The organism is Stenotrophomonas maltophilia (assembly GCF_013464915.1).
Taxonomy (GTDB): Bacteria; Pseudomonadota; Gammaproteobacteria; order Xanthomonadales; family Xanthomonadaceae; genus Stenotrophomonas; species Stenotrophomonas maltophilia_AT.
Window position 1 is genome coordinate 70,760 of sequence record NZ_RAVT01000028.1, and the last position, 19,672, is coordinate 90,431.

A 19,672-nucleotide genomic window follows, 5' to 3' on the forward strand; every position below is an offset into this window, starting at 1 on the left:
GCAAGGGGCGCCATGGCAGTCTATTTCGTCGTCGATCCATCTCATGAACTGACCAAGGTGGGGAAGTCCAAGGACATCCCGAGACGGATGGTGGATCTACAAACTGGCAACCCCACGGCGCTGGAACTCATGGGCTGGCTGGAAGTTCCCAATGACTACGCCTTGGAGCGGGCGCTGCATCAGAAGTTCGATAACAAGCGAATTCGTGGGGAATGGTTTCAGCTCTCGGTCGACGACGTCCTGGCCGAGCTCCAGCGCCACCGCGGCTTCATCCCCAAGAATGCGGACGCCTTTGAGATCGTGGGGTATGACAAGGACGGCATCCCGGAATATCTGGGCGTGTGCAAATGGGCAGACTTCGAGATCGAGGAATGCTGCCCCTTCTGCGGCTGCTTTTGTGGCATGTATTTCAACGAGCCAGCCCAGATGTATCACTGCCTAAACTGCGACAAGCTCACTGACTTCTCGGACCAGGATAGACAAGACGACGATTAGCGCTTGAACAGCGCGTCGATCTCTTCGGGCGTCATGGCCAGCACGCGCTGGACGTCTTCGACGCCCCCCTGGGTGATGGGGAAGGCAAACGCCCCGCCCGGCAACGTTGCCGACTGCGTCGCCTCCCCTTCGACAGGCCCAGCGGGCTTGGTCGTCCACTCCGCGGGTTCCTGCCCTTCGCGCACCTGCGGGTAGGTCTTCCCTGGCCATGCGAGCAGGAGCACGTCCCCACCCATCTGGACGATCGCCTCGATGCCCCACTTCTCCGGTCCATAACGCTTGCCCTTGCGGAAGCCGAGCCGGTCGGTGAGCTCCCCACCGGAGATCAGCGCCCGGCTTTCCTCGTGGACCTGCGCCTTGTCCTCGTGTGAACGCCAGGCGATCTTGTGCTTGCCGAGTTGGCTGGCCAGCTTGTCGCGGGTCGCCCCCATCTGCACCTGGCACACCACATGGGTGCCCACCAGGGATGAGAACGCCTGAGCCGTCTTTTCGCCGTAGACCAGTTCGATCTGGGCATGGTCCTGGACCGCCATGACGGCCACCACGCCCTTGCTGCGCCCCAGCGCCAACAGTGGGTCGATGTTCAGCCGTCCAGCGCTGGTGAGCTCGTCGAACACGAAGTAGAGCCCCCGCCCGCCTTCGTTGTCCGGCAGCGCAGGCCCAATGAGATCAGGAACAGCCACGTTTATCATCGCAGCGATGTAGGCCTTGGTCAGCGTGGGATCGGGTCCCGATTGAACGATGACCTGCTTGCGGCCGGTGTAGTCGTCCCGAATCCATTCGGTCATCGAGAAGCGGCGCTTGCCCACCTTGGGCCAGGCGGTGGCCAGATCGTCGACGAGGCGGGTGAAGCCCCCGAGGGTGGACAGCACGCTGGCAGTGGTCTGGCTCTCGGCGTTGACGATCAAGGCCGCGCCGCGGGGGTAGTGGGGGCGCATGCCCTCGCACATGGCCGCCGCGGGCCGCCGCAGCAGCTGGGCCAGCTCTGGGAAGCCCCAAGTGCCCGGCTGAGTGTTCTGCAGTTCACGCACGCACCCGATGAAGAGATCCTGGGCGGCCATGGTCCAGAACTTCGAGCTTCCCTCTCCTTCAGGAATGAGGGAAGCCGCGAAGGCAGCCGCCTGGGTGGGCGTGCGCACGTCTGCAGCCACGTCCCACACATAAGAGCGTGAGTCGAACGGCGACACGATGATGGGCCGTTTGAAGATCGAGGTGAAATCCCCTTTGATGTCGTAGAGGAACAGTTTCGCGTCCTTCATCCGTGTCAGCTGTTCCAGGATGTGCTTGAGGATGACGCTCTTGCCCGAGCCCACGGAACCCGTAAGGAGCACGTGGCGTGCCCACTGCTTCTTCGACAACACCAGGTCGGCATGCAACGACAAGGCGAACGGGTCGGCTTCAATCTCCTTGGGTGTGAGTGATCGGCGACGCGCTTCCATGATGGCTTCCTGACCTACCAGCAATTGCGGGCCTGCCAGGTGCCAGGTGTTGCTCACGGGCTTGGCTTCTTTCAGGAACACACGGACGGCCAGGTAACCCGCCAACGCAAGCGAGACCCCGATGCGTGTCCAGGTGGCCACCGGGTGGTGATAGGACACCAGCTCGATGAACTCCCGCGCGGGAGCACGAGCCGAAATGCCAGCGGTCAGGACGTGGTAGCCGGTCACCAGACCACCTTTCAGGGCATCGGTGTAGCGGATGAGTTGGCCTTCCGGGTTGGGCATGAGCCAAGCAATACCCATGGCGCTGACGTAGACCACCCCGAACGTGAATCCACCGCCCAGCAAGGCGCGGTGCCAATAGCGGACCGGCTGAGAAGGGGCGACGTTGCCGGGCACCTCGCCTAGGGCGTCATAAGGCTTGGGCTTGCTCATAGCCGTTCTGACGATGGTGCATGCGCGTGGGGGTGCGTCCACGCCAGCCGGGCTGCTCAGGGTTAGCGCCGTGGGTCATCAGTTGCAGGCAGACGCGGGCGTGTTTGTGGAGCGATGCCAAGTGGAGCGGTGCCCAGCCCTGCCCGTTCAATGTCGACACGTCTGCACCGGCTTTCACCAAGGGGGTGACCAGGTGGGCGTGGCCGAACCGCGCCGCATGGTGAAGTGGCGTGTTCCCGTTGGCATCGGGCATGCGAACGCTGGCGCCCATGCCGATGCAGGCCAACAGCGCCGCTTCGTGGCCCGCTCGGGAGGCGCCCGTCAGCCAGGCTTGCCAGGGGCCATGGTCTTGGAGGCGTATCGCGTCGGCGTGAGCTGCACGCGCTTCTTCAGCGGCCATCGCCAGGTCATGGAACAACCCCGTGTGCTGGGCAGGGGTAAGGCGCGACACATGGTCGGCGATTGCACTGAACGCCATGGGTTCGTTCTTGTCGCCCAGCCGCCGCTCGAAGGCCCGGACCATGTCTAGGGTCGAGGCGTTCTCGGGAGCATCGAAGGTCAAGCGGTGAAGCCCCCACCGGAGATCCACCTGGGGAGCTCGGTCGGCGTCGCCGTGGCAAACCTGCCAGACCAGGTCGCCGCGTCGTCCCTCGACGGGCGCCAAGCTCAAGGCATGGGCGCGGGCCAGGACGACGGAAGCGTGCTGCGGCGCGTTGCCGAACTCACGCAGCAAGTCATCCACCAGGACCTCCGTTCGGTGGAGGCCCAGGGGGCGCAGTTGGTGTTGAAGAGATTCACGGTCGTCCATCCCCATGGTTGTAAAGGCGAATCGCCGGACGTCAAGCGAACGCGTTAGCTGTTGAGGCGAGCAGCCACCGCTACGCTGAAGTGGCGAAGCATCGCAGTGTCATGCCAAACGGTCTGTCCCGGGGTTCTGCCGTTCAGTTCTTGAAGCACACTGTCCAAGCTCTTGCCGGCCAGAACCTGGGCATCCACATAACTGCCAGTCAAGGCGAACGAATTCAATTGCTCGTGAGCAATTTCAGGATAACGGTGGAAATTGGTGGCGTTAAGATTCATCAGATCCTCCTACGGTGCTATGCCGATGTGCCTCATCGGCAAGGTCAAGCTCTATTGCTGGTGAATTGGTGGGTCAGGTAGGACTTGAACCTACAGGGGACGCGATGCCATCAGTTTTACAGACTGCCCCGGCTGCATTACCGGACTACTGACCCTTATGAAGCTCCGCCGCTCGGCGCGATGGTCAACCCGGGATGGGTGCCAAGATCATCCAGACAAGCACTGTCAAAACCCAGAGAGGGTGAAGCCAGAACATGAACTCGTCGCCATCGAACCGGCGGAGGCTGCGCGGAGGTAGACACGCACTTGTCGGTAAGAACGACTCATGCTCAGTTGAACATGGTCTCGACGCCCATGTAGATGACGCCGACGAAGAACAATCCCACCAGAGCGGCCTTGGCCATGAACGGTGCCAGCGCGAAAGCGAGGGCTAGAATGATGATGGCGAAGAAAGCCACCAAAATGGCAAGGGCGGTGTTCTCTACGGCCCATTCGTAGAAGTTAGCAATGAATGTCATGTCGGCCTCCTTGGTTGTTTATGAGTAGGTCGGTCTACTCTTGTTACACCTTCAGGAAACCACACCAGGACTGGGTGTCAAGTCGCAAAAAAGCCCGATTCTGTGAAGAACCGGGCAGTTTTTGATACTCGTTGAGGCTTTTTCTTAGCGAGACTGACCGTATCGTTGACGCTCTGCTTCGCGGGCACGTTGCCGCTCAACCGACTCTTGCTTCTCGGCGTCCATGAAAGCCTCCCATTGCCCCCTTCCCTGCGACTGATGCTGGGTATGGGACTGGCCCTGAGACGTCCTCTGCGATCGCCAATCAGAAACCGATTGGGGAACCCATGATTGAGCAGCTTCGTTCTGAGCAGACTGGATGTGTTCCTCCTTTGCTTGAGCCGTCGTCGCCATCTGACTCGGCAGCCCCTCCTTTCCCAGGCGTTTGGCTCCTTCATCGGCTTGCTTCAGCTCACGGTCGTGAAGGGCTTCCTTGAATTGCTTCTTCTCCTCGGGAGATGCCGCGGCATAAGCTTCGTTCCGCTGCATCGTGGTGGCTTCGATGGTCTTGCTCAGTCCGCTGACCTTCTCCTCCCATGCAGAGCGCTCTTCCTTGTGAAAGCGATTGGGACGCCCCTGGAGGCGGAGTTCGTCCCGCTGGTCGCGGAGCGTAGTGAGTTGAAGGTCAAGGTCCATTAGGCGGGAGCCGGAACGCGGGGTGGTTGACTGTTCTTGCATGGTTGTTCTCCGTGGTGGGGAAAGGGATAGTTTTAAGATTGAAGACGGATCGGAAATGCGCAAGGGGGAAGCAGCTGATTAGGCTGCCTCCTCCACCTCCGGGTCGGCGGGCGGGACTACGTCTTGGAATGCTCCAGGCTTGGACACCTTGATGAGATCCACGCGGCGAACCCCTGCGCGATTGAAGTAAGCGATGGCGTCGCCCTTGCCTGCCAACAGAGAGCTGAATTCCTCCGGCTTGAACAAGGGTTGGACTTCGCGCTTGCCGCCGCTCGGAACCCGAACAACCTTGGACGTTTCAGCGTCAATCTCCGCCTGCGCCTTGGGACCATGCCAGCGCATGGAAGAACCCGGCGGCTGATCCAGCGCCATCATCTGGCCTCCGCCCATCCGCTCGAAGTGACTCATGAACACCGCGTTGGGGTGATTGAGATCGTTCAGAGGCGAATTGAGCAGATTGGAGAAGCCTGCCTCGTAGTCCAAGCCCATCGTGGGGGATTCGAACGTCGTAAGCAGTGCCGACCCCAAGCGTTCAGCCATGAGCGCGTAGGTCTCGTTCGTTGACCGGTAACACATGATTGACAGGAATGAGTAGACAAACTGGCGCGCTGACCACACGTCCTTGAACTTCGCCACAAGGCCTTCATAGTTCTGTGTGGCATAGACGCATGCCATGCCCAGGCTGCGTGCGATTGGCAACAGGTCGCGCTCCACCTTGCTCACGATGAGTTGGCATTCGTCTTTCAGGTCCCACATGGGCCGCTGGCCTTCGGCTTTCCACACGGCGGGATCCACCAAGGCCCGCTTCTGGATACCGCTGTAAACCCGCTGGGTCACCAGTGCGCCGATCAACAGTCCAGCGTCGCCGTGAACCGCGGTGGGCAAGCACACCCCGACGTGCTTTCCGTAAAGGGCGATGGAAACGTCCACCCCTTCCTCCGTGGAATGCCAAGGAATGCCCTCGTTGTCCCGGAGGTGCTTGCCGCGAAGCAATACCCCCACCTTGGCACGCACGTTCAGCATGAAGCTGTTGCGGTGTTCCGGCTCCATGCCAGGCCACTTGTTCAGCAAGTAATCCAGTGATGCCGACAACAACGAACCAGGCATGCCAATGTCAGGGTGGATGGAGTTGGGCTGGGTGGCCACACGGCTGCTGTAGTCCACCGCCAGTCCTGCATCTTGCGACAGCCCTTTGATTTCACCGGGGTCGAAGCCCAACCACAAAGCCAACTCCTGGAAGGGTGATCCAGCCACCCACTCCTCGCCCACCTTTCGAGGCTCATTTGCCAACGACAGCAGCTTGTCCAACGTGGCCGGGGTCCAGAACCAGGCCCGATCCCGCTCTGCCTCATCACTCCACCGAGACAAGCGATCGCTCAATTCGGCCAGGGAAGCTTCGATCGACGACACGTCATCCCCATGGGCCATGGCGTCGGCGCGGCGGCAAGCCAGATCATCGATGAGAACCTCCAAGCGTCGAGATTCTTGGATGGCGTGCTGGCGCATCGCCAGCTCATGGTCCTTGAGCGCTTCATGAACGACAGTAACGTGGTCCATGTAGTCCCGTGCGCCGCTCTCCCACACTGCGTTCTTATCGTTGCGGTCGAACTCGCCACTGACACTGTTAATGGCAATGCAAAGCTGCTGGGCGTCCAATCCTTGGAACGGTGCGAACCGGATGCCAGATTCGACAATGAGGTCCAACCATTTGCGCAACTCCCCAGCCAGCGCCATCTTGCCATCCGTGACCAACGTCCCGCCGTAACCGTAGAGACGGTGCTGCAAGAAGGCAGGAATAAGACCCGTCGAAGTCTTGCCGATGCCGCTCTCCCCGAAGAAGAGCAGATGCATCGTAAGGTCGAGCTCCGACAACACCATGGGCATCCCTGCATCGGGAGCCATGCCATAGTGCTTGCGGGTCAGCCAACCGGTGGCCTGGCCGAAGTTGATCAGTGGCGTCTTGTCCAAGAGCGCGGCTTCGGCCTGCTGAACGCGCGCACTCACGTGGGTGTTGGCCAGTGCGCCCTGAGTGCCCAGATTGTATTTCTCGCCCTGCTGCCAGAGCTTGGCAGCACGCTCAAGAGCCTCCCTTTCGGTGTAAACCATCGGATACAACGATGCCAGGCCAAACCCCAGGAAGGCACCCATGTCACCAGGGAGCACGAGGCAAATCGCACCAAGCACGGCTGCAGCCACTGTCCAGGCAACCATAGCTTTTGCACGCTCGGTGAAGCCCAGCCAAAATCCCTTGTGAACATCAGTGAGGGATTGGACAGCGCAAACCACCAGTCCGATCGCGCAAAACGCCATCACGGCCATGCCGGCAACTACCATAGAAAGCGTGTTGTCCTTCCCGTCTGGAACAAAGGATTGACCAGAGGCGAACAGCAATGGGAGCACGAAGGTCAGAACAAATGCCTTCAATGTGGCGCCCAAGCCTTCGCCTTGCTTCAGGGTCACCAAGTAGGGAACGGTCAGCGCCATCGCTACCAAGGTCAGCAGAAGCCAGGCCCCACCGGCCGTAGCCGTCAGGAAGATGAACGCCGCCAACGCCGGCAGCGCGCCGAACATGAAACTGGTGGCGGTACTGTCCCCGCCTTTGCCTCGATCCTCTGCAAGGACCATGCTCTCGTAGCGACGACCGCTCTTGGTCATCAGATGGCGGGGCGTGGTATCTCGCAGATCGGCTGGCGTTTCTGGCCACCAAAAGGAGAAGTGCTCAAAGGCGGGACCTTGAATGGACTCCGGAACAATCCAGCGCTGGGTGTGCTCGTTGTAGACGGCCCCAAGGTCCTTGACGTCCTCCTTGTCTTCGTCGGTGATGACGTTGACCAGCTCTCGACTGGGAATTCGAGAGGACACATCAAAGCGACCGACAACCTCTTCATAAAGGTCTTCGGCTTCCTGGCGAATAGCTTCTGCGGCGTCCACCTGATGCCGCCAGCGTCCAGGAACCACACGTCCGGCCAGTGACAACACATCAAAAACTGTAGGAATAGCAATGGTCATCGTGGCCTCCTTAGCGCGGGTTGTATTTGTTACAGGCCGCTGCCTGCTCGTTAGTGAAATCGCTCAGCCCTTGCGCAGCCGCTACGGTCAACTGCTGGCACTGAGTCAAACTCAATTCAAGATGAGCTTTCTCCTTCTTCGCGCCACTAACAAGACCAGTTAAGGTGGAGATGAGGCTCGAAGCGGTTACCTTCTGGTATTCCGCTGGGCTCAACAGAGCGGCTTCGGACGACTCACTCTTGTTGGAAATCGCTGACGCCAGCGCCACGCAGGCAAGCGTGAAAGTTAGCAAAGCCAAAGAGACGCCCTTGCTGATGTGGGGTTGGCTGGCCAACCTGACCTGGGTGGCATTCAGCTGACCGAGCTGCCACTGCTTGCGACTTTCAGGCGTGGAGCAAACTGGAACCCGATCGGAAGGGATGTAGTAGTAACTGTCATATACCCCAGCGCCTACTTCTTCCCGCTCCAATCCAAGTTTGCTTGGCTCACCGAGGAAGAGCTTTCCATGGAGATGAAGCCATCGGCTTCCGAAAGAAAGCTTGCGCTTCCGATACTGCTTGAAGAGTTGATCAAAGATCATGAGTGGGCCTCCATATAAACTGACCTACTCACGAATAGCGCATTTCCACCGATGCGCAAGGGGGGATCATTCGATCCCCGACTTCTTCGCCCAAGCATCCAAGTCCGCGTTGGCTTTCTGCTGCCAATCGCTCATCGGTTCGGAAACCGGTGCTCTGACCTTCTTCGGCATCGTGGCTGGCGCACGCTGCGTTGACGGTTTGGGCTGGGCCGCTTTCCGCGCTGAGTCCGCCACCATGGGACCAACGACAGGCTCAGGCTTCTCAATCGTGGGTTCGGGCCCGGCCTGCTCTGAAAGCAAGGCTGGAGACGGCGCGATCACGGGGGCTTCCACCACCTCGGGCAGCTGCTCGGGAACCACCGGAGTGGCAACCGGTGCCATGGGAGCGGGCGCGATAGGCGACGATTGGTCGTTCTTCTCTTGCAGGATGTAGATCGCCCCAGCGACCAATGCCACCGCCACCACGCCGCCTACGACCCATGGCAAACGTGAGCGGGGCTTGGATTGCAATGACGCTTGCGGTATCTCTGGAAGCGTGCCGTCGGGTGAGTTGCTAGGCTCCTCAACAGCACCGAGAGCCAACTCGCTCTGCCCGATGGAAACGTCATCGGTCACCTGAGGCTCTACGAGAGCCTCTGCTGGTAAATCCGAAAGGGCATTCAACTCCTGTGCCAATCCAGGCGCTTCCACGACCGGCTGTGGTTCAGTCTGGGCTGCGACAAGAACCGCTTCGCCCACCTCAACCGCATCAGCTTCGCCGGCAATGGCGGCTGGCTCATGGACGGACAACGCTTCGACCAAGTCCTCAGCTGCCATTTCCTCGAAAGAGGCTTTTTCCTCCATATCGTCGCCATTTACACGGACATGGTCCTGAGCCATTCCGTCCGCCACGAGAGAACCCGCCGTATCGGTCTTCAAGAAATCTGGCACCACATCGACCTTGGCCGATTGGACCGCAGGGGGACTCGACTTGGCTTCCGTAGCCTTAACTCGTTCCTCTGCGGCCTTTGCCCGCTTCGCGTCCAGTTGTGCCTTGGCTTCCTTCGCTTTCTCTGCTGCAGCAGCAACGCCTTTCTGGGTCAACTCTGCGGCACGCTTCCCGATCACGCCGGCCCAATGACCGGCAGTCTTCAAGGCTTCCTTGGTGTTGTCGGACACCACCTTGTTGTCCCCGAGGGGGGATACACCCAACGCGTCGTCACGGGTGGTCTGAAGCTCGCGTTTGCGTTGCTCACGGGCCCGTTCCCGCATGCGCCGCTGCTTTTCAATGTCTGACATAGCTTCCTCCGTGTTCGATGGGGGAGCCCGAGAGCCGATGGGCCCTCGGGCCTCGTTTGTTACCGGACGTCCGGCACCGGCGTTACGACGATCACGGGCTCACCGCTGCCGCAGCGGTCGTCCACGGTCACCTTCGACAGCGCACCGCGTTGCGCCAGCTCCACGATGGGCACCTGGCAGGCGGCCTTGTCGGCGCCCTGGAACACGACCGTGAGCCCGTTTGTCGACTTAGTCAGCAAGCCGGCGAACTTGTCCAGGAACGCATGGGTGTCCTTGTCCAGCCGCCTCATGTCTTCGGGGTTGTAGTTCAAACGCAACGAATCCAGGACGGCTTCCTGCTTGCCTTCGACGGTCTCGGTCTTCGTGACAACTTCGGCCTTCATGCCAGCGGCACGCGCGGCCTCAGCTGCCTCATCGGCGTGCTCACGCTGCTGCTTCAGGTAAGAGGCCGTGGCGCCTACGGCCGCACCCGCGGCGCACGCGGCAATGGCTCGGTCTTTCTTGCCGGTCAGGTAGGCCAATGCGCCACCGGCGACGCAGCCAAAACCGCCGGCCTTGAAGACGCGCTTCTTATCGGTCTTTGGCATCGCCTCGGAGGAAGCGGCCTGCTCCGACGGGTTGGACTGAGCCAGTGCCTGCAGCGGCATTGCCATGGGCAGGCAGGCGATCAGGCAAAGGGTGACGGGGAGGGTGGAACGTTTCATGGATGTATCTCCTAGTGGGGTTGGTGGGGGTGCTCAAACGTTGGGCTTGCTCACGGGAAGGTCCGCGCCACGCGTGGCAGGACTGCTTCTTGGAATGGCCGATGCGGTGCTCATCGACGTAAGGACATGGCGAAGCGCGTCTTCGTAGCGCTTAATGGCTTGGTCTTGCTCGGCCTTCATCTCGTCACGCAGCCGCTTCTGGTCTTCCTGGAGAGACCGGCGCAAGGTCGCGTTCTCCTCGCGCAGCTGATCGAGCAGAAACTCCAGGTGGGCGTTCGAGTTCTCCAGCGCCGCGTTCAAGGTGGCGCTCGCGTTGTGCCTCTCCAGTGCATCGCGCATGTAAGCGCTGAACGCCACCCCGCTCTCGCGAGCGAGACGGCGAGCCAGCTTCAATTGCTCGCGGTCGAGATTTATGTTTTGACGAACGAACGCCATTGGTCGAGTGACTCCGTTTCGGGATTACTCCACCGATACCTGGAATCCGCGAGTTGGCAAGGCCCCATCGCAGGAGCCTGAAAAACAAGGGCGAAACGAGCTAACAACCGCTGACCTTGTCTCCTGACGCTTGTGACACGGTCAGGCCTTGATTCAATTGATATTTCGGCCGCGGTGACACCGATTTATGGGCGCGAAGCGCACACCCACTTCAGTGCGTCATGTGTATGACGACTCTAGGGAACCGTCCGGGCTCCTGCTTCTCTGCCACTGCCGAAATTGCTTCCACCCACGTTGGGCTCTTGCAGTTGCTTTTCGGCGGCCCCTTGCGTGTTGCCCCAGCTGCGCTATTGGTGGTCTACGCCCCCTCGCCCCACAGGACCACCGCCCACGCCATGCCCACGCAACGCTCCCGCTCTTCCACCCCTCACGCCCACCGATGCCCCACCCCGGGAATCCGTGCGGAGTTTTTCAGCCCACTGTTTCGCATTGCCTCGAATCCCCAGGACAGGTTGCCCTCGCCCACCCGCAGCACCGCCCCAAGAGACCCAAATCACATTGGTTTTAGTCAAACGTGTGCAGTGCCCTTGGATACACCCAAAGCGCGTTTCCCGAATCACAAGTGGGGAGCCAAAGAACCCCTGAAAGGAAATCGCAGATCCCTCGCCGCATTTCGTTTTAGTCAAGCGAGGGTGCGCGCCTTGGCCTCCATTCACCGCCGTTGGCCCATCGGTGATTTGCCGGCTTTCGTTTCAGGAGCGCTCCCATGATCACCGCTGACCTGGACACGTTTGCCCATCGCGTGCTGGCCTTCCATGCCACCCGTGGGCCTGCCACCCCACGCTGGGCACTGGACGTGGCCCGCCGCTCTGAGAGCCCCGCGTGCTCTTTCTGCATCGCCCCCCTGGACTTGGACCGTCGCCACGCCTGGGGGCTTTCGCCGCTCGTTCCGTTGAACCAGGGCGGCCCGGCGGACACCGAGAACCTGCGCATGGCCTGCAAACGCTGCATCGCTGAACGCGGCAGCCGAGACCTGTTGGCCTGGCCCGAGTTGAGCCAGCGGTTGCCACCAGACACCCTGGACGCCCTACTGGCCGACCGGCTGTTTGTCCTGCAGCGCTCCGACAACCACCTGGTCGAGGTGGGGCGCTTTGCGAAGCCGGCCACCGTCCTTGCCCAGCTTCAAGAGCGCTGGATACACCCCCGGTTCCTCGTCCACGTGGAGCGGCATTCGGACAGCTGGATGTTGGGGTGGCCACTGGCCCAGCGTGCCCATCTGACGCGAAACGACTTGGCCGCGCTCTTGCGCAACGTGCACCAGGGCGAATGGCTGGAACACCCCGAGGTGGTGGCCTTCCGGTTGACCGCGGATGTTTTTCAATTGGCGGTGTGGCAGCTGATTGCCCTCCACGCGTTGGTCATTCCCCTGCCTATGGAGACTTATCCCCTCCCCGACCGCACCTTTGAGAACCGGTGGATGGCCCGGTATCCAAGCCTGCGCCAGATCCGCCTGCGGCGACAGGGCACGCACGAAACACCGTGGCCCAGCATGGGCAAAGACCACGTCCCGGCTTACAGCGACAAGCCCAATGCGGTTCGCATGCGGACCCAGCGTCAAGCCACACGTGAGGGGGAAACGAAAGCCCAGTGGTTGGAAGCAAGGCGGCGTTTGGCGAAGCGAGACGCGGGCGTGGCCAAAGGGACGTTGAGGGCATGGCTGCCTGGAGAGCGGGCAGCCATGCAGGCCGATGTGGACGATCTGGCGCTGATATGGCTGAGAGCTAGAGCGTTGTCCCAACGAGATTCACGTCATGAACGAGGCAGTCTCCCATTAAGCGTGAGAATCGCTTCTCTAGAACTACCCCCGATTGGAGTATGGTCTCGATTTCGTGGCTGAGATCGTGACCGGCCCAGCGACTAAGGACCAATCCCTTGACCTTTGCGCACGGCAGCACTGTGATTATCCAGACTTCACCCACGCCTGAGCTGTGATAACCCGCGTGCAGACGTGCAACCTTTGCGCAAAGAGTGCAAGAAAGTGGCCGATCGAACTGACCAACTGCACTAGGCCACGGCCATGGCCCTCCATGTAGAAGAACCTGGCCTGAGGGGAGGAAGCATCCATACTCCAGAACCTCTCGGTTCGCTTCAGCATTGAGCATGGCATTTTTCGATGCATCCTCTCGATCATGCTCGTTTCGATACTGTGTGATGCCTGGCAAGTTCTGAAACTTATCCACCATCTCAAGAGATTTCAGATAGCCGTCGCATCTCTGCAGCTCACTGTCGATCAGTGATGGAAGCGTGTTGTCATCCCCCCTTCCCGTCATGGAGACCTGAACGTGCTCGAAAGGTCCCGAGATAGAGATTGGAGGCCTCCGCGTTCCGTGACTGCGGCGTATTTCAGCCAATACAGCGGCAGCAATTGAGTCCGAAGCTTCTAGATCATCGCGTTCGATCAACGGGTAAGGCTTGATTAAAGGAAAGGTGGTCTGCATGGTCATGAAGCCTAGGGGTAATACAGCGTGTGCGTAACGGGCCAGCTTCAGTCCACATTGGCCCAGAGAACGCCCAATTGACCTCTCTGCTTGGCGGTCAGAGGGCCATGTGCCACGCTCAGTAGATCTTGCCGTTCTTGCTCATCCCCAGGTTCCGCACCGCCACCCGGGCGGCCTTGCGATCTTCCGCGTGCTCGTCCACCGGCGAACTCACGATCAACAACGTCTTGTCTTTGATGAGCGACGCGGCCACGTAGTCGGCGAGCGCAACCATCGCGGTAGTCAGTGCAACCTCCGTCCCCGCGTCTTCCGAATCGTCAAAGCCAAACAGCTTGGCGATGTTCTCGCGGAGCTTTGGCGGGATAGTCACCATGGCCCGGTGGTGGCGCAGCCCGTCCTCCCTCCGTCGGTAGTCGTGGAGGGTCACCGATCGGGGCATGACCATGTGAACCCGCTTGCCTCCCACGCTTCCCGCCTTCTGGCTGTCGTCGTAGTCAAAGTAGGACTTGCGCTCCGGGTAGTCGCCCGGCCCCAGCAACAGGTGCTCCGGGATGCGGGCGATCGGAAGGCTTGCCGCTTTGCTGGCCCGGCGGGGCTTGGCATGGGTCACGTCCTTGACGTCATCCAAGGTGCGCTTGACGGCCTTCTTCGTGGCGGCCTTCTTGGCGGGAGCTTTGCGAGTGGCCATGGGTAGGTCTGGGAGGGAAACCAAGGGGAGATCCATCATGCCGCAGCCCTCTGGCCTGCACCAGCGACAAGGATTTCGTGCACCCGGACAGCCAGGGCGTGGATCTCTTCCTGGGCCACCCGGGCCCACCGGCCGTTGGCGTCGAACACGGTCTTTCCCTCTTCGTAGCAGTCCGCAAACAACGCTCGATCCCGCACCAGGATCGCTCCCGACATCTTGGGGTGCTCCAGGCGGCGGCGATGGGCTGCCCGCTTCTCGTTGGCCCGGTTGGCGATGGGCAGGTAACGCTTCCCCTTCTTCTCCAGCACATCCACGGTTCGCAGAAAGATGAGAAAGCTGGCCCCATCGAGCAACGTGGGCACGAGGTAGAGGTCAGCCTCGGGAATCACCTCGTTGTCCGGCAGACGGGGCGGGGTGTCAGTGATTTCGACGTCGAAGCCTGGGGAGCGCGAGCGCCCGATAGTGAACGGTGTTTCGTCCGACAGTGAGGCAAACGCGCAGGCTCCGCCTTGGGGATCCCGATCGTTGACCAGCACACTCAGGCCGGGGTCACGGGCATAGCACCCGGCGAGATTCAGGGCCAGCGTCGTGCGGCCGACGCCACCCTTGAGTGAGAAGTTGCACAAGCGCATACGGCATCCTTTCGTGAGTAGATAGGGGTTGCCATCGAATCTACCCCGACGCCGTCATTGCGCAAGTGCATGTTTTTGCAATCCTTTCCGGTCGTTCAGCCCTTGGATTCTTTTCTATTCTTCCAGCAAGGCGGTTGGATGGTGGCTGTTCCACCGAATCGTGTGGGCGGCGTTTGAGGGAGAGCAGTGCAGATCGAAAGGCTGGGAGGCCATCCACGCTTTGACAGACGGTGGCGTAGCGCCGTGCAGTGCTTCAATGATCGTCCAGCGTTGCTTTGCCGGACCAAACTCCGCGAACACGTCCGCCCCTGCTTCGGCCAGGATTCCGGCCATCTTGTCGTAGCACTGCCGTTTGTGTGGGTGGTCCTGGTTCACGTGCCACGCCATGCAGGCCACGTGGAAAGCGGTAATCCCGTTAGGTCCCACCGCATGGTCCAAGGAAGGGAAAGCCGTTAGGCCTCCTCTCCAAGCGTCAAGGCGCGCCTCGCGGACGGCCGCGATGGCTTCTTCAAGCGCCCAAGGGTTGCAGTGCTCGATGGCCTGTAACAGTCGTTCTGCAAGCCGGTGGGCGGTCATTTCCATTTCAGCTCCTTCCGCAGTTGGCGTTCGAAGTGGCGTTGTTGGCGGGCCAGGCGGGCTTGCCGGCGAAGCTTGCCTTCGGGCAGGAACGCGGGAGCCGTGGGTGGAATGTGTGCGAAGGAAGGGCCAGCAATGGGGCGGGCCGAGCGGGTGGGGCTTTCAATCATGGCGGCGGTCTCTTGGGTTATTTAGAACGTATTTTGTGAGTAGGTCACCCCACTCCATTAGACCCATGCAACCAGACCGCCAAGCAATGTCAAGATGAAAAATCCAACTTTTTTTGACTAAAAACAGGGGCTTGCGGAATCCAAGGTGCATCGCATGCTGAATGCATGACGCACACAACCCGCCCCCGCTGTTCGCCCGCCCTCACCCGCCTTTCCAAAGGCGTGCGCAGCGCGCTGGGCTTCACCCTCACCGAGGCCTTGCTGGCGCTGGGCGTCGTGACGGCCGCCACGGGCGCGATGTTCCTGTTCTTCGGCCAGGTCGATGCAAAGGCCAAGGTGGCCAGTGAGACGCGCAACCTGCGCGAGCTGTCCCGACGTGTTGAAAGCAGCTTTGGGATGGTGGGGACCTTTCGTGGGGTGAGCACAACCGCCGTCGTGGTCGATGGCTTGGCGCCTGAATCCCAGCTCGGTGGCGGGGAAAGCGTTTTGACCAACGCCTGGGGCGGCGCGGTGAACGTCCAGCCTTACACCGTGGATCGCTTTGGTGATTCGTTCTCCGTGAGCTACGCCGGCCTTCCTCGTCAAGCGTGCGTGGACCTGGTCGCGGCCAACGCGAGCGGGGTGTGGGACGCGCAGGTGTCGGACGTGTCGGTGATTCGAAACACCGGCGGCCAGCTCGACGTGGGGTTGCTGGGTAGCACGTGTGCGGACAAATCGCGCGTGGTCTTCGTCTACCACAGCGGATTGTTGGGGGGCGAATGGACCGGATCGCCGCTGGTGCTGCCACCTGCGACGCCCCCGGTCACCCCACCCGTTTCTCCGCCCGTGGGATCCCCCGTGGGGCCTGTGGGACCGGTCGCGCCTTCCCCGCCGGTGTCGCCACCAACCGCTCCGCCGCCCAGCGCTCCTCCCACGACACCCCCACCGGTCACGCCGCCCGCCCCCCCGGTGAGCGTGACGCCTCCGGCCCCGTCCACTTCACTGCCCACCACGCCACCGCCGATCAGCACCACGACGCCGTGCCAAGAGTGGAGCGAGAACCGCACCATCAACTGCCCATTGGGCCAAGTGGGCCAGGTATTCCAAAACCGCCGTCACCACTGTGGAACCGATCCGAGCGTCTACGAGGCGTGGGCTGGCTCCCCGACGGCCGGCAGCTGGACCACGACCAGTAGCACCTGCACGCCGTGCCCAGCTCCCGAGACACGCAACGTGGGATGCCCTGCCGGTCAGTTTGGCGCGATCGGCCAGCAGCGCACCTTCACGTGCACGGGCACGGGGTCGTGGAACGCCTGGACGCAAACCAACACCACCTGCGCGGCGTGCCCAGCGCCTTTCCCACAAGCCGAAACCCAGTGGGTCACCACGGCGGCCGCTTGCCCGGCGGGCCAGAGTGGATCGCACTCGTGGCAGGCCGAACAGCGGCGGACGAGGACCGGGTCATACAACTGCCCAGCCACCACGTGGTCGCTGCCCAGCCCGACGTTCGCCACTTGGACAAATTGGGCGGAGACTGGGGTTCGTCGCAACGAGGCCAATACATGCACCCCCAACGCACCACCTCCGACGTTTCCCGAATACACCGGGCGATCTTGGCATTCGTGGGGAGACGGAGGGCACTACGGCTGGGCGATCTTCTGCAATGCTCCCCGGACCCTGGCCGAGCTTCAAGCCACCTCGTTGGCCTGCACTTGGCAATACGAAACGAACGACACCCCCACGTTTACGCCAGAGCCACCTGGCGTGACCCGCCCAACACCGGCTTTGGAAGCCTGTGTCTACGCGCTGCGCGCCAACTTGACTCCGATGCCAGGTTACGGCTTCGTCAACCACCCCGGCACCGCGGTTTGGCCTGCGGCTTGCTCGTGCAGCGTCGTGGGTCCAGGCGCGCGGCTCTACTGGCAAGACCTGGGAGCGAGCGACTGGGTGGGCTTTGAGTTCAAGTGCCCCTGACGGCAAAGAAGGCGGGGGCATCCTTCACGTTCGAAGTGGCAAAGCTTCGGATTTCCAGAACCGGCCGGAGGCAATGCCCTCGCACCAAGTGTGCTTTTCAGAAGGCAGGTGGCTTGGCCACCTGCGGCGGCTTCTGGGCTCTTCGCTGTTGTGCCTCGAAGTCAAACCCCAGCCAAGGTTTTCCACATCGCCTTGCCCTGGGCTTCGTGAACCGATGCGTATTGCTGTGGATCCCAGCTGGTCCCGGTCAGCAGCAGCCCCAGCTCTGCCACGATGGCCTGACAGCGATCGCCAAAAGCCAAAACCTCATTGAAGGTCAATCCAAGCGTGTTGATGTCAAACGCGCCAGGCTCCTCGTCCAGCTTGCGCATTTCCAGGTGGGCATGGTGCTTGTCCCGTAGGGTCTTGATTTTCGCTGCCACGGGATCAGCCGAAAGGATCACCATTTCATTGGAGACCTTTTCCCAACCGCTATCGAAGCGCGAGTAGTTCTCGTCCCGATCGTTCTGTCTGAACTTCTCCTGGAAAACAGCCGAGCTTTCGGGCGGCAGGTCACCAATCGGTTCGTCGTGGAAGTGATCGAAGATGCGCCCGTAGCGCTCCCGGTAGTGTTCCTTGATCGCGGGATCTGCTTGGAGCTTTCGCCAGAGGTTGGTCAGGCTGCCGGACCGCGAATCGTTGTCCAGAAAAAGCCGTGACTGATCGCGCACCAGGTCTTGTCCAAGAAGCGGCGCCAGCGAGTTCCTCCAGAACCGGCCGATCAGCAGATCGCTGGCTGCGCTGGCCAGAAGGCTGGTGGCGACCACCGCGCCCATCGCCATTGGCGGCAATCCAGCCACCTCTGTGAGAAAAAACGCCAGCAAAAGCTCACCGGTTTGCCAGAACAGGCTCTTCCCGAAGTGGGCCGCCGCATACGCTTGGTCAACACGGAACTGGCCTTCACCCAGCCAAGGTGGCGCAATATGCATGCTGCGCACCTGCATGATGACCAAGCGTCGTTAATACGCGTGAATCATGACGCGCAAATGACAGCCACTCAAGTCTATGTAGCCATTTCACTTCCAGAAGTCACGCCCGCAGCCGGTGGCAGTGCAAAAGGTGCAGCAAAACGGCTAGCAGCGACGACTTCATGAAAACTAGCGTGATCTCACCAGCGGGGCAATGAACTCCACCGTCTCAATGGCGAACCGACCTGCAAGCGCCTTGGCGTGGCCATCCGGTGTGTAGCTCTTTCGAATGTCCCTCATATCGGCTTCGTCGGCGAGCAGCAGCAGTGCTACCTGCCTGCCAGTGGTTGGATCGATCGCCTCGACCTCAAGGGAAAGCCGCCCCTTGCTCACCGGCCCTATCATTACCGATGTGGCAATGTTCAGACCGGCAGACGCCTCCTTCACCGACGTGATCCTTGCATGCAGCAATAGTCTCGCACCCGAATTTGTTGCTGTCCTGCGACCAAAACGCCTGTCGATCTGCCGCTGCAACTGGCTGTGTACAGCGGCCTTGAGTCGCTCGCCGACTCCCGAACTCAGCGTTGCAGCTACCTCCGGCATCAGCAGGACGGGTGAGAGAGTCACCGTCTGAAAGTGCCCGTGCGCGCTAGCCGCTGGCATGATCTCCATCCGACGCTCCCCATGGATGCTGAGACCTGCGTAGGTCTTGGCCTGGTTTGACCTGACCACTTGCACCGGACTGCATGCAGCCAGCAAGAGCATTCCCATCCCTGCAAGGAACCGCAGAACCCGAAGCCGCAAGCTGCCTTTTGCAACGCGTACGGAACCGGTTGTTGTCGCCAGAGTGGCAGTTGGATCGCTGCCTGATGAATGACTATTGCAGCAGGGCATTGCAGAGTGCATGACGTTCGCAAGTTGAGTGAAACGGAATCAATCGAGGTCGAACATCCCGATGCGCGAAGCCCACCTGGGCCGGTCAGGGATGCCGGATAGGACGAATGCAGGGTGTTGGGAAGATGTCGGTAATCACCAATGCAACATGTGCTTGGGATCGAACATCACGCATGACACTGCCATGATGATGACGACAAGCGCCGCGAATCCTGTGGCAATGGCGCCTCTGAGAAATCCAATTCGGATGAGGATGTGCTTCAACAGGGACACCTCACCAAGCAGCAGGACCAAGAGAATTCCTGCTTGTGCTGCAGCAAGCAACGCGTAGACCAGTGCCCAGCAACCCCAGGCGATGGCCGCCACACGGATGACTGACGTGGGCACGTCCATCAGCAGCCCTACTACGATCAGCATCGTCACCGCAATCGCGAGTGTCCTCATGTTCTCAGCCACGTTTTTAAGCGTCGCGCCTTCTCGCGCCAATCGATCCACCTCAAGGATTCTGGCGGCGATTTTCGATTCAAACAGCCGTATGCGCTTCATAGCTCTGCCCAAGTGAAGGGGAATGGCTGGAGGCGACTGCAATCGCATAGATCAAGTGGAGTACGAAGGCTTAATCAC

The 19,672-nt window shown here is 60.8% G+C and carries 19 protein-coding genes and 1 tRNA gene; 3 read left to right on the forward strand and 17 right to left on the reverse strand.

All coding sequences use genetic code 11. The features are described 5' to 3' along the window. Positions 1-12 precede the first annotated feature (12 nt). A complete protein-coding gene (locus D7T59_RS10715; protein WP_180852284.1) occupies positions 13-495 on the forward strand; it encodes a GIY-YIG nuclease family protein in 483 nt (160 codons plus the stop codon). Here the strand turns inward: D7T59_RS10715 and D7T59_RS10720 are convergent. From D7T59_RS10720 to D7T59_RS10770, 11 genes are all read right to left on the reverse strand, one after another. Beyond that, complete coding sequence (locus D7T59_RS10720) at positions 492-2,369, reverse strand: helicase HerA-like domain-containing protein (RefSeq protein WP_180852285.1); 1,878 nt, start codon at positions 2,367-2,369, stop codon at positions 492-494. The two genes, D7T59_RS10715 and D7T59_RS10720, sit on opposite strands and share 4 nt — an antisense overlap. Beyond that, a complete protein-coding gene (locus tag D7T59_RS10725; protein WP_343203074.1) occupies positions 2,347-3,111 on the reverse strand; it encodes an ankyrin repeat domain-containing protein in 765 nt (254 codons plus the stop codon). The genes D7T59_RS10720 and D7T59_RS10725 overlap by 23 nt, the downstream gene beginning before the upstream one ends. Positions 3,112-3,221: 110 nt before the next feature. After that, on the reverse strand, positions 3,222-3,449 hold the full coding sequence (locus D7T59_RS10730) for a hypothetical protein (RefSeq protein WP_123958728.1): 228 nt from the start codon (positions 3,447-3,449) through the stop codon (positions 3,222-3,224). Positions 3,450-3,515: 66 nt separating this feature from the next. After that, positions 3,516-3,604 (reverse strand) — tRNA-Tyr (locus D7T59_RS10735). Positions 3,605-3,778: 174 nt separating this feature from the next. Beyond that, positions 3,779-3,967 carry a hypothetical protein gene (locus tag D7T59_RS10740; protein ID WP_180852287.1) on the reverse strand — a complete coding sequence of 63 codons (189 nt, stop codon included), beginning with the start codon at positions 3,965-3,967 and terminating at the stop codon, positions 3,779-3,781. A 144-nt stretch (positions 3,968-4,111) separates the two neighbouring features. Then, positions 4,112-4,684, reverse strand: a complete 573-nt coding sequence (locus D7T59_RS10745; RefSeq protein ID WP_180852288.1) for a hypothetical protein — start codon at positions 4,682-4,684, stop codon at positions 4,112-4,114. Between the two features lie 78 nt (positions 4,685-4,762). Beyond that, a complete protein-coding gene (locus tag D7T59_RS10750; RefSeq protein WP_180852289.1) occupies positions 4,763-7,693 on the reverse strand; it encodes a type IV secretory system conjugative DNA transfer family protein in 2,931 nt (976 codons plus the stop codon). 10 nt (positions 7,694-7,703) lie between these two features. After that, a complete protein-coding gene (locus D7T59_RS10755) occupies positions 7,704-8,273 on the reverse strand; it encodes a hypothetical protein (protein ID WP_180852290.1) in 570 nt (189 codons plus the stop codon). Positions 8,274-8,339: 66 nt separating this feature from the next. Beyond that, positions 8,340-9,551 (reverse strand): hypothetical protein, encoded by a 1,212-nt coding sequence (locus D7T59_RS10760; RefSeq protein ID WP_180852291.1) that lies wholly within the window; start codon positions 9,549-9,551, stop codon positions 8,340-8,342. A 59-nt stretch (positions 9,552-9,610) separates the two neighbouring features. Then, positions 9,611-10,255: a hypothetical protein gene (locus D7T59_RS10765; protein ID WP_180852292.1), complete on the reverse strand. Its 645-nt coding sequence runs from the start codon at positions 10,253-10,255 to the stop codon at positions 9,611-9,613. A gap of 33 nt (positions 10,256-10,288) precedes the next feature. Continuing rightward, positions 10,289-10,690 (reverse strand): hypothetical protein, encoded by a 402-nt coding sequence (locus D7T59_RS10770; RefSeq protein WP_180852293.1) that lies wholly within the window; start codon positions 10,688-10,690, stop codon positions 10,289-10,291. A gap of 766 nt (positions 10,691-11,456) precedes the next feature. Here D7T59_RS10770 and D7T59_RS10775 point away from each other — a divergent pair. After that, positions 11,457-12,587, forward strand: coding sequence for an HNH endonuclease (locus D7T59_RS10775; protein ID WP_258013084.1), 1,131 nt, complete (start codon positions 11,457-11,459; stop codon positions 12,585-12,587). A 719-nt stretch (positions 12,588-13,306) separates the two neighbouring features. On the opposite strand, the gene D7T59_RS10780 is transcribed toward D7T59_RS10775, so the two are convergent. From D7T59_RS10780 to D7T59_RS10790, 3 genes are all read right to left on the reverse strand, one after another. Then, a complete protein-coding gene (locus tag D7T59_RS10780; protein WP_258013085.1) occupies positions 13,307-13,876 on the reverse strand; it encodes a hypothetical protein in 570 nt (189 codons plus the stop codon). A gap of 35 nt (positions 13,877-13,911) precedes the next feature. Beyond that, positions 13,912-14,508: a ParA family protein gene (locus D7T59_RS10785; RefSeq protein ID WP_180852295.1), complete on the reverse strand. Its 597-nt coding sequence runs from the start codon at positions 14,506-14,508 to the stop codon at positions 13,912-13,914. A gap of 114 nt (positions 14,509-14,622) precedes the next feature. Further along, a complete protein-coding gene (locus D7T59_RS10790; protein WP_180852296.1) occupies positions 14,623-15,090 on the reverse strand; it encodes a hypothetical protein in 468 nt (155 codons plus the stop codon). Between the two features lie 329 nt (positions 15,091-15,419). Here D7T59_RS10790 and D7T59_RS10795 point away from each other — a divergent pair, with 329 nt between their 5' ends. Next, positions 15,420-17,207 carry a type 4 pilus major pilin gene (locus tag D7T59_RS10795; RefSeq protein ID WP_180852297.1) on the forward strand — a complete coding sequence of 596 codons (1,788 nt, stop codon included), beginning with the start codon at positions 15,420-15,422 and terminating at the stop codon, positions 17,205-17,207. Between the two features lie 161 nt (positions 17,208-17,368). Here D7T59_RS10795 and D7T59_RS10800 read toward each other — a convergent pair whose 3' ends face one another. The 3 genes from D7T59_RS10800 to D7T59_RS21335 form a co-directional block, all read right to left on the reverse strand. Further along, entirely contained in the window at positions 17,369-18,190 is an 822-nt protein-coding gene (locus D7T59_RS10800) for an AbiU2 domain-containing protein (protein WP_407073423.1), read from the reverse strand. Positions 18,191-18,343: 153 nt separating this feature from the next. After that, complete coding sequence (locus tag D7T59_RS10805) at positions 18,344-18,919, reverse strand: DUF3313 family protein (protein WP_180852298.1); 576 nt, start codon at positions 18,917-18,919, stop codon at positions 18,344-18,346. A gap of 264 nt (positions 18,920-19,183) precedes the next feature. Further along, a complete protein-coding gene (locus D7T59_RS21335) occupies positions 19,184-19,594 on the reverse strand; it encodes a hypothetical protein (protein WP_258013086.1) in 411 nt (136 codons plus the stop codon). Positions 19,595-19,672 lie beyond the last annotated feature (78 nt).

Coding starts and splice junctions, on each gene's coding strand:
- D7T59_RS10715 (WP_180852284.1), top strand. CDS start 13: ATGGCAGTCTATTTCGTCGTCGATCCATCTCATGAACTGACCAAGGTG.
- D7T59_RS10720 (WP_180852285.1), bottom strand. CDS start 2,369: ATGAGCAAGCCCAAGCCTTATGACGCCCTAGGCGAGGTGCCCGGCAAC.
- D7T59_RS10730 (WP_123958728.1), bottom strand. CDS start 3,449: ATGAATCTTAACGCCACCAATTTCCACCGTTATCCTGAAATTGCTCAC.
- D7T59_RS10740 (WP_180852287.1), bottom strand. CDS start 3,967: ATGACATTCATTGCTAACTTCTACGAATGGGCCGTAGAGAACACCGCC.
- D7T59_RS10745 (WP_180852288.1), bottom strand. CDS start 4,684: ATGCAAGAACAGTCAACCACCCCGCGTTCCGGCTCCCGCCTAATGGAC.
- D7T59_RS10750 (WP_180852289.1), bottom strand. CDS start 7,693: ATGACCATTGCTATTCCTACAGTTTTTGATGTGTTGTCACTGGCCGGA.
- D7T59_RS10755 (WP_180852290.1), bottom strand. CDS start 8,273: ATGATCTTTGATCAACTCTTCAAGCAGTATCGGAAGCGCAAGCTTTCT.
- D7T59_RS10760 (WP_180852291.1), bottom strand. CDS start 9,551: ATGTCAGACATTGAAAAGCAGCGGCGCATGCGGGAACGGGCCCGTGAG.
- D7T59_RS10765 (WP_180852292.1), bottom strand. CDS start 10,255: ATGAAACGTTCCACCCTCCCCGTCACCCTTTGCCTGATCGCCTGCCTG.
- D7T59_RS10770 (WP_180852293.1), bottom strand. CDS start 10,690: ATGGCGTTCGTTCGTCAAAACATAAATCTCGACCGCGAGCAATTGAAG.
- D7T59_RS10775 (WP_258013084.1), top strand. CDS start 11,457: ATGATCACCGCTGACCTGGACACGTTTGCCCATCGCGTGCTGGCCTTC.
- D7T59_RS10780 (WP_258013085.1), bottom strand. CDS start 13,876: ATGGCCACTCGCAAAGCTCCCGCCAAGAAGGCCGCCACGAAGAAGGCC.
- D7T59_RS10785 (WP_180852295.1), bottom strand. CDS start 14,508: ATGCGCTTGTGCAACTTCTCACTCAAGGGTGGCGTCGGCCGCACGACG.
- D7T59_RS10790 (WP_180852296.1), bottom strand. CDS start 15,090: ATGGAAATGACCGCCCACCGGCTTGCAGAACGACTGTTACAGGCCATC.
- D7T59_RS10795 (WP_180852297.1), top strand. CDS start 15,420: ATGACGCACACAACCCGCCCCCGCTGTTCGCCCGCCCTCACCCGCCTT.
- D7T59_RS10800 (WP_407073423.1), bottom strand. CDS start 18,190: ATGCAGGTGCGCAGCATGCATATTGCGCCACCTTGGCTGGGTGAAGGC.
- D7T59_RS10805 (WP_180852298.1), bottom strand. CDS start 18,919: ATGCTCTTGCTGGCTGCATGCAGTCCGGTGCAAGTGGTCAGGTCAAAC.
- D7T59_RS21335 (WP_258013086.1), bottom strand. CDS start 19,594: ATGAAGCGCATACGGCTGTTTGAATCGAAAATCGCCGCCAGAATCCTT.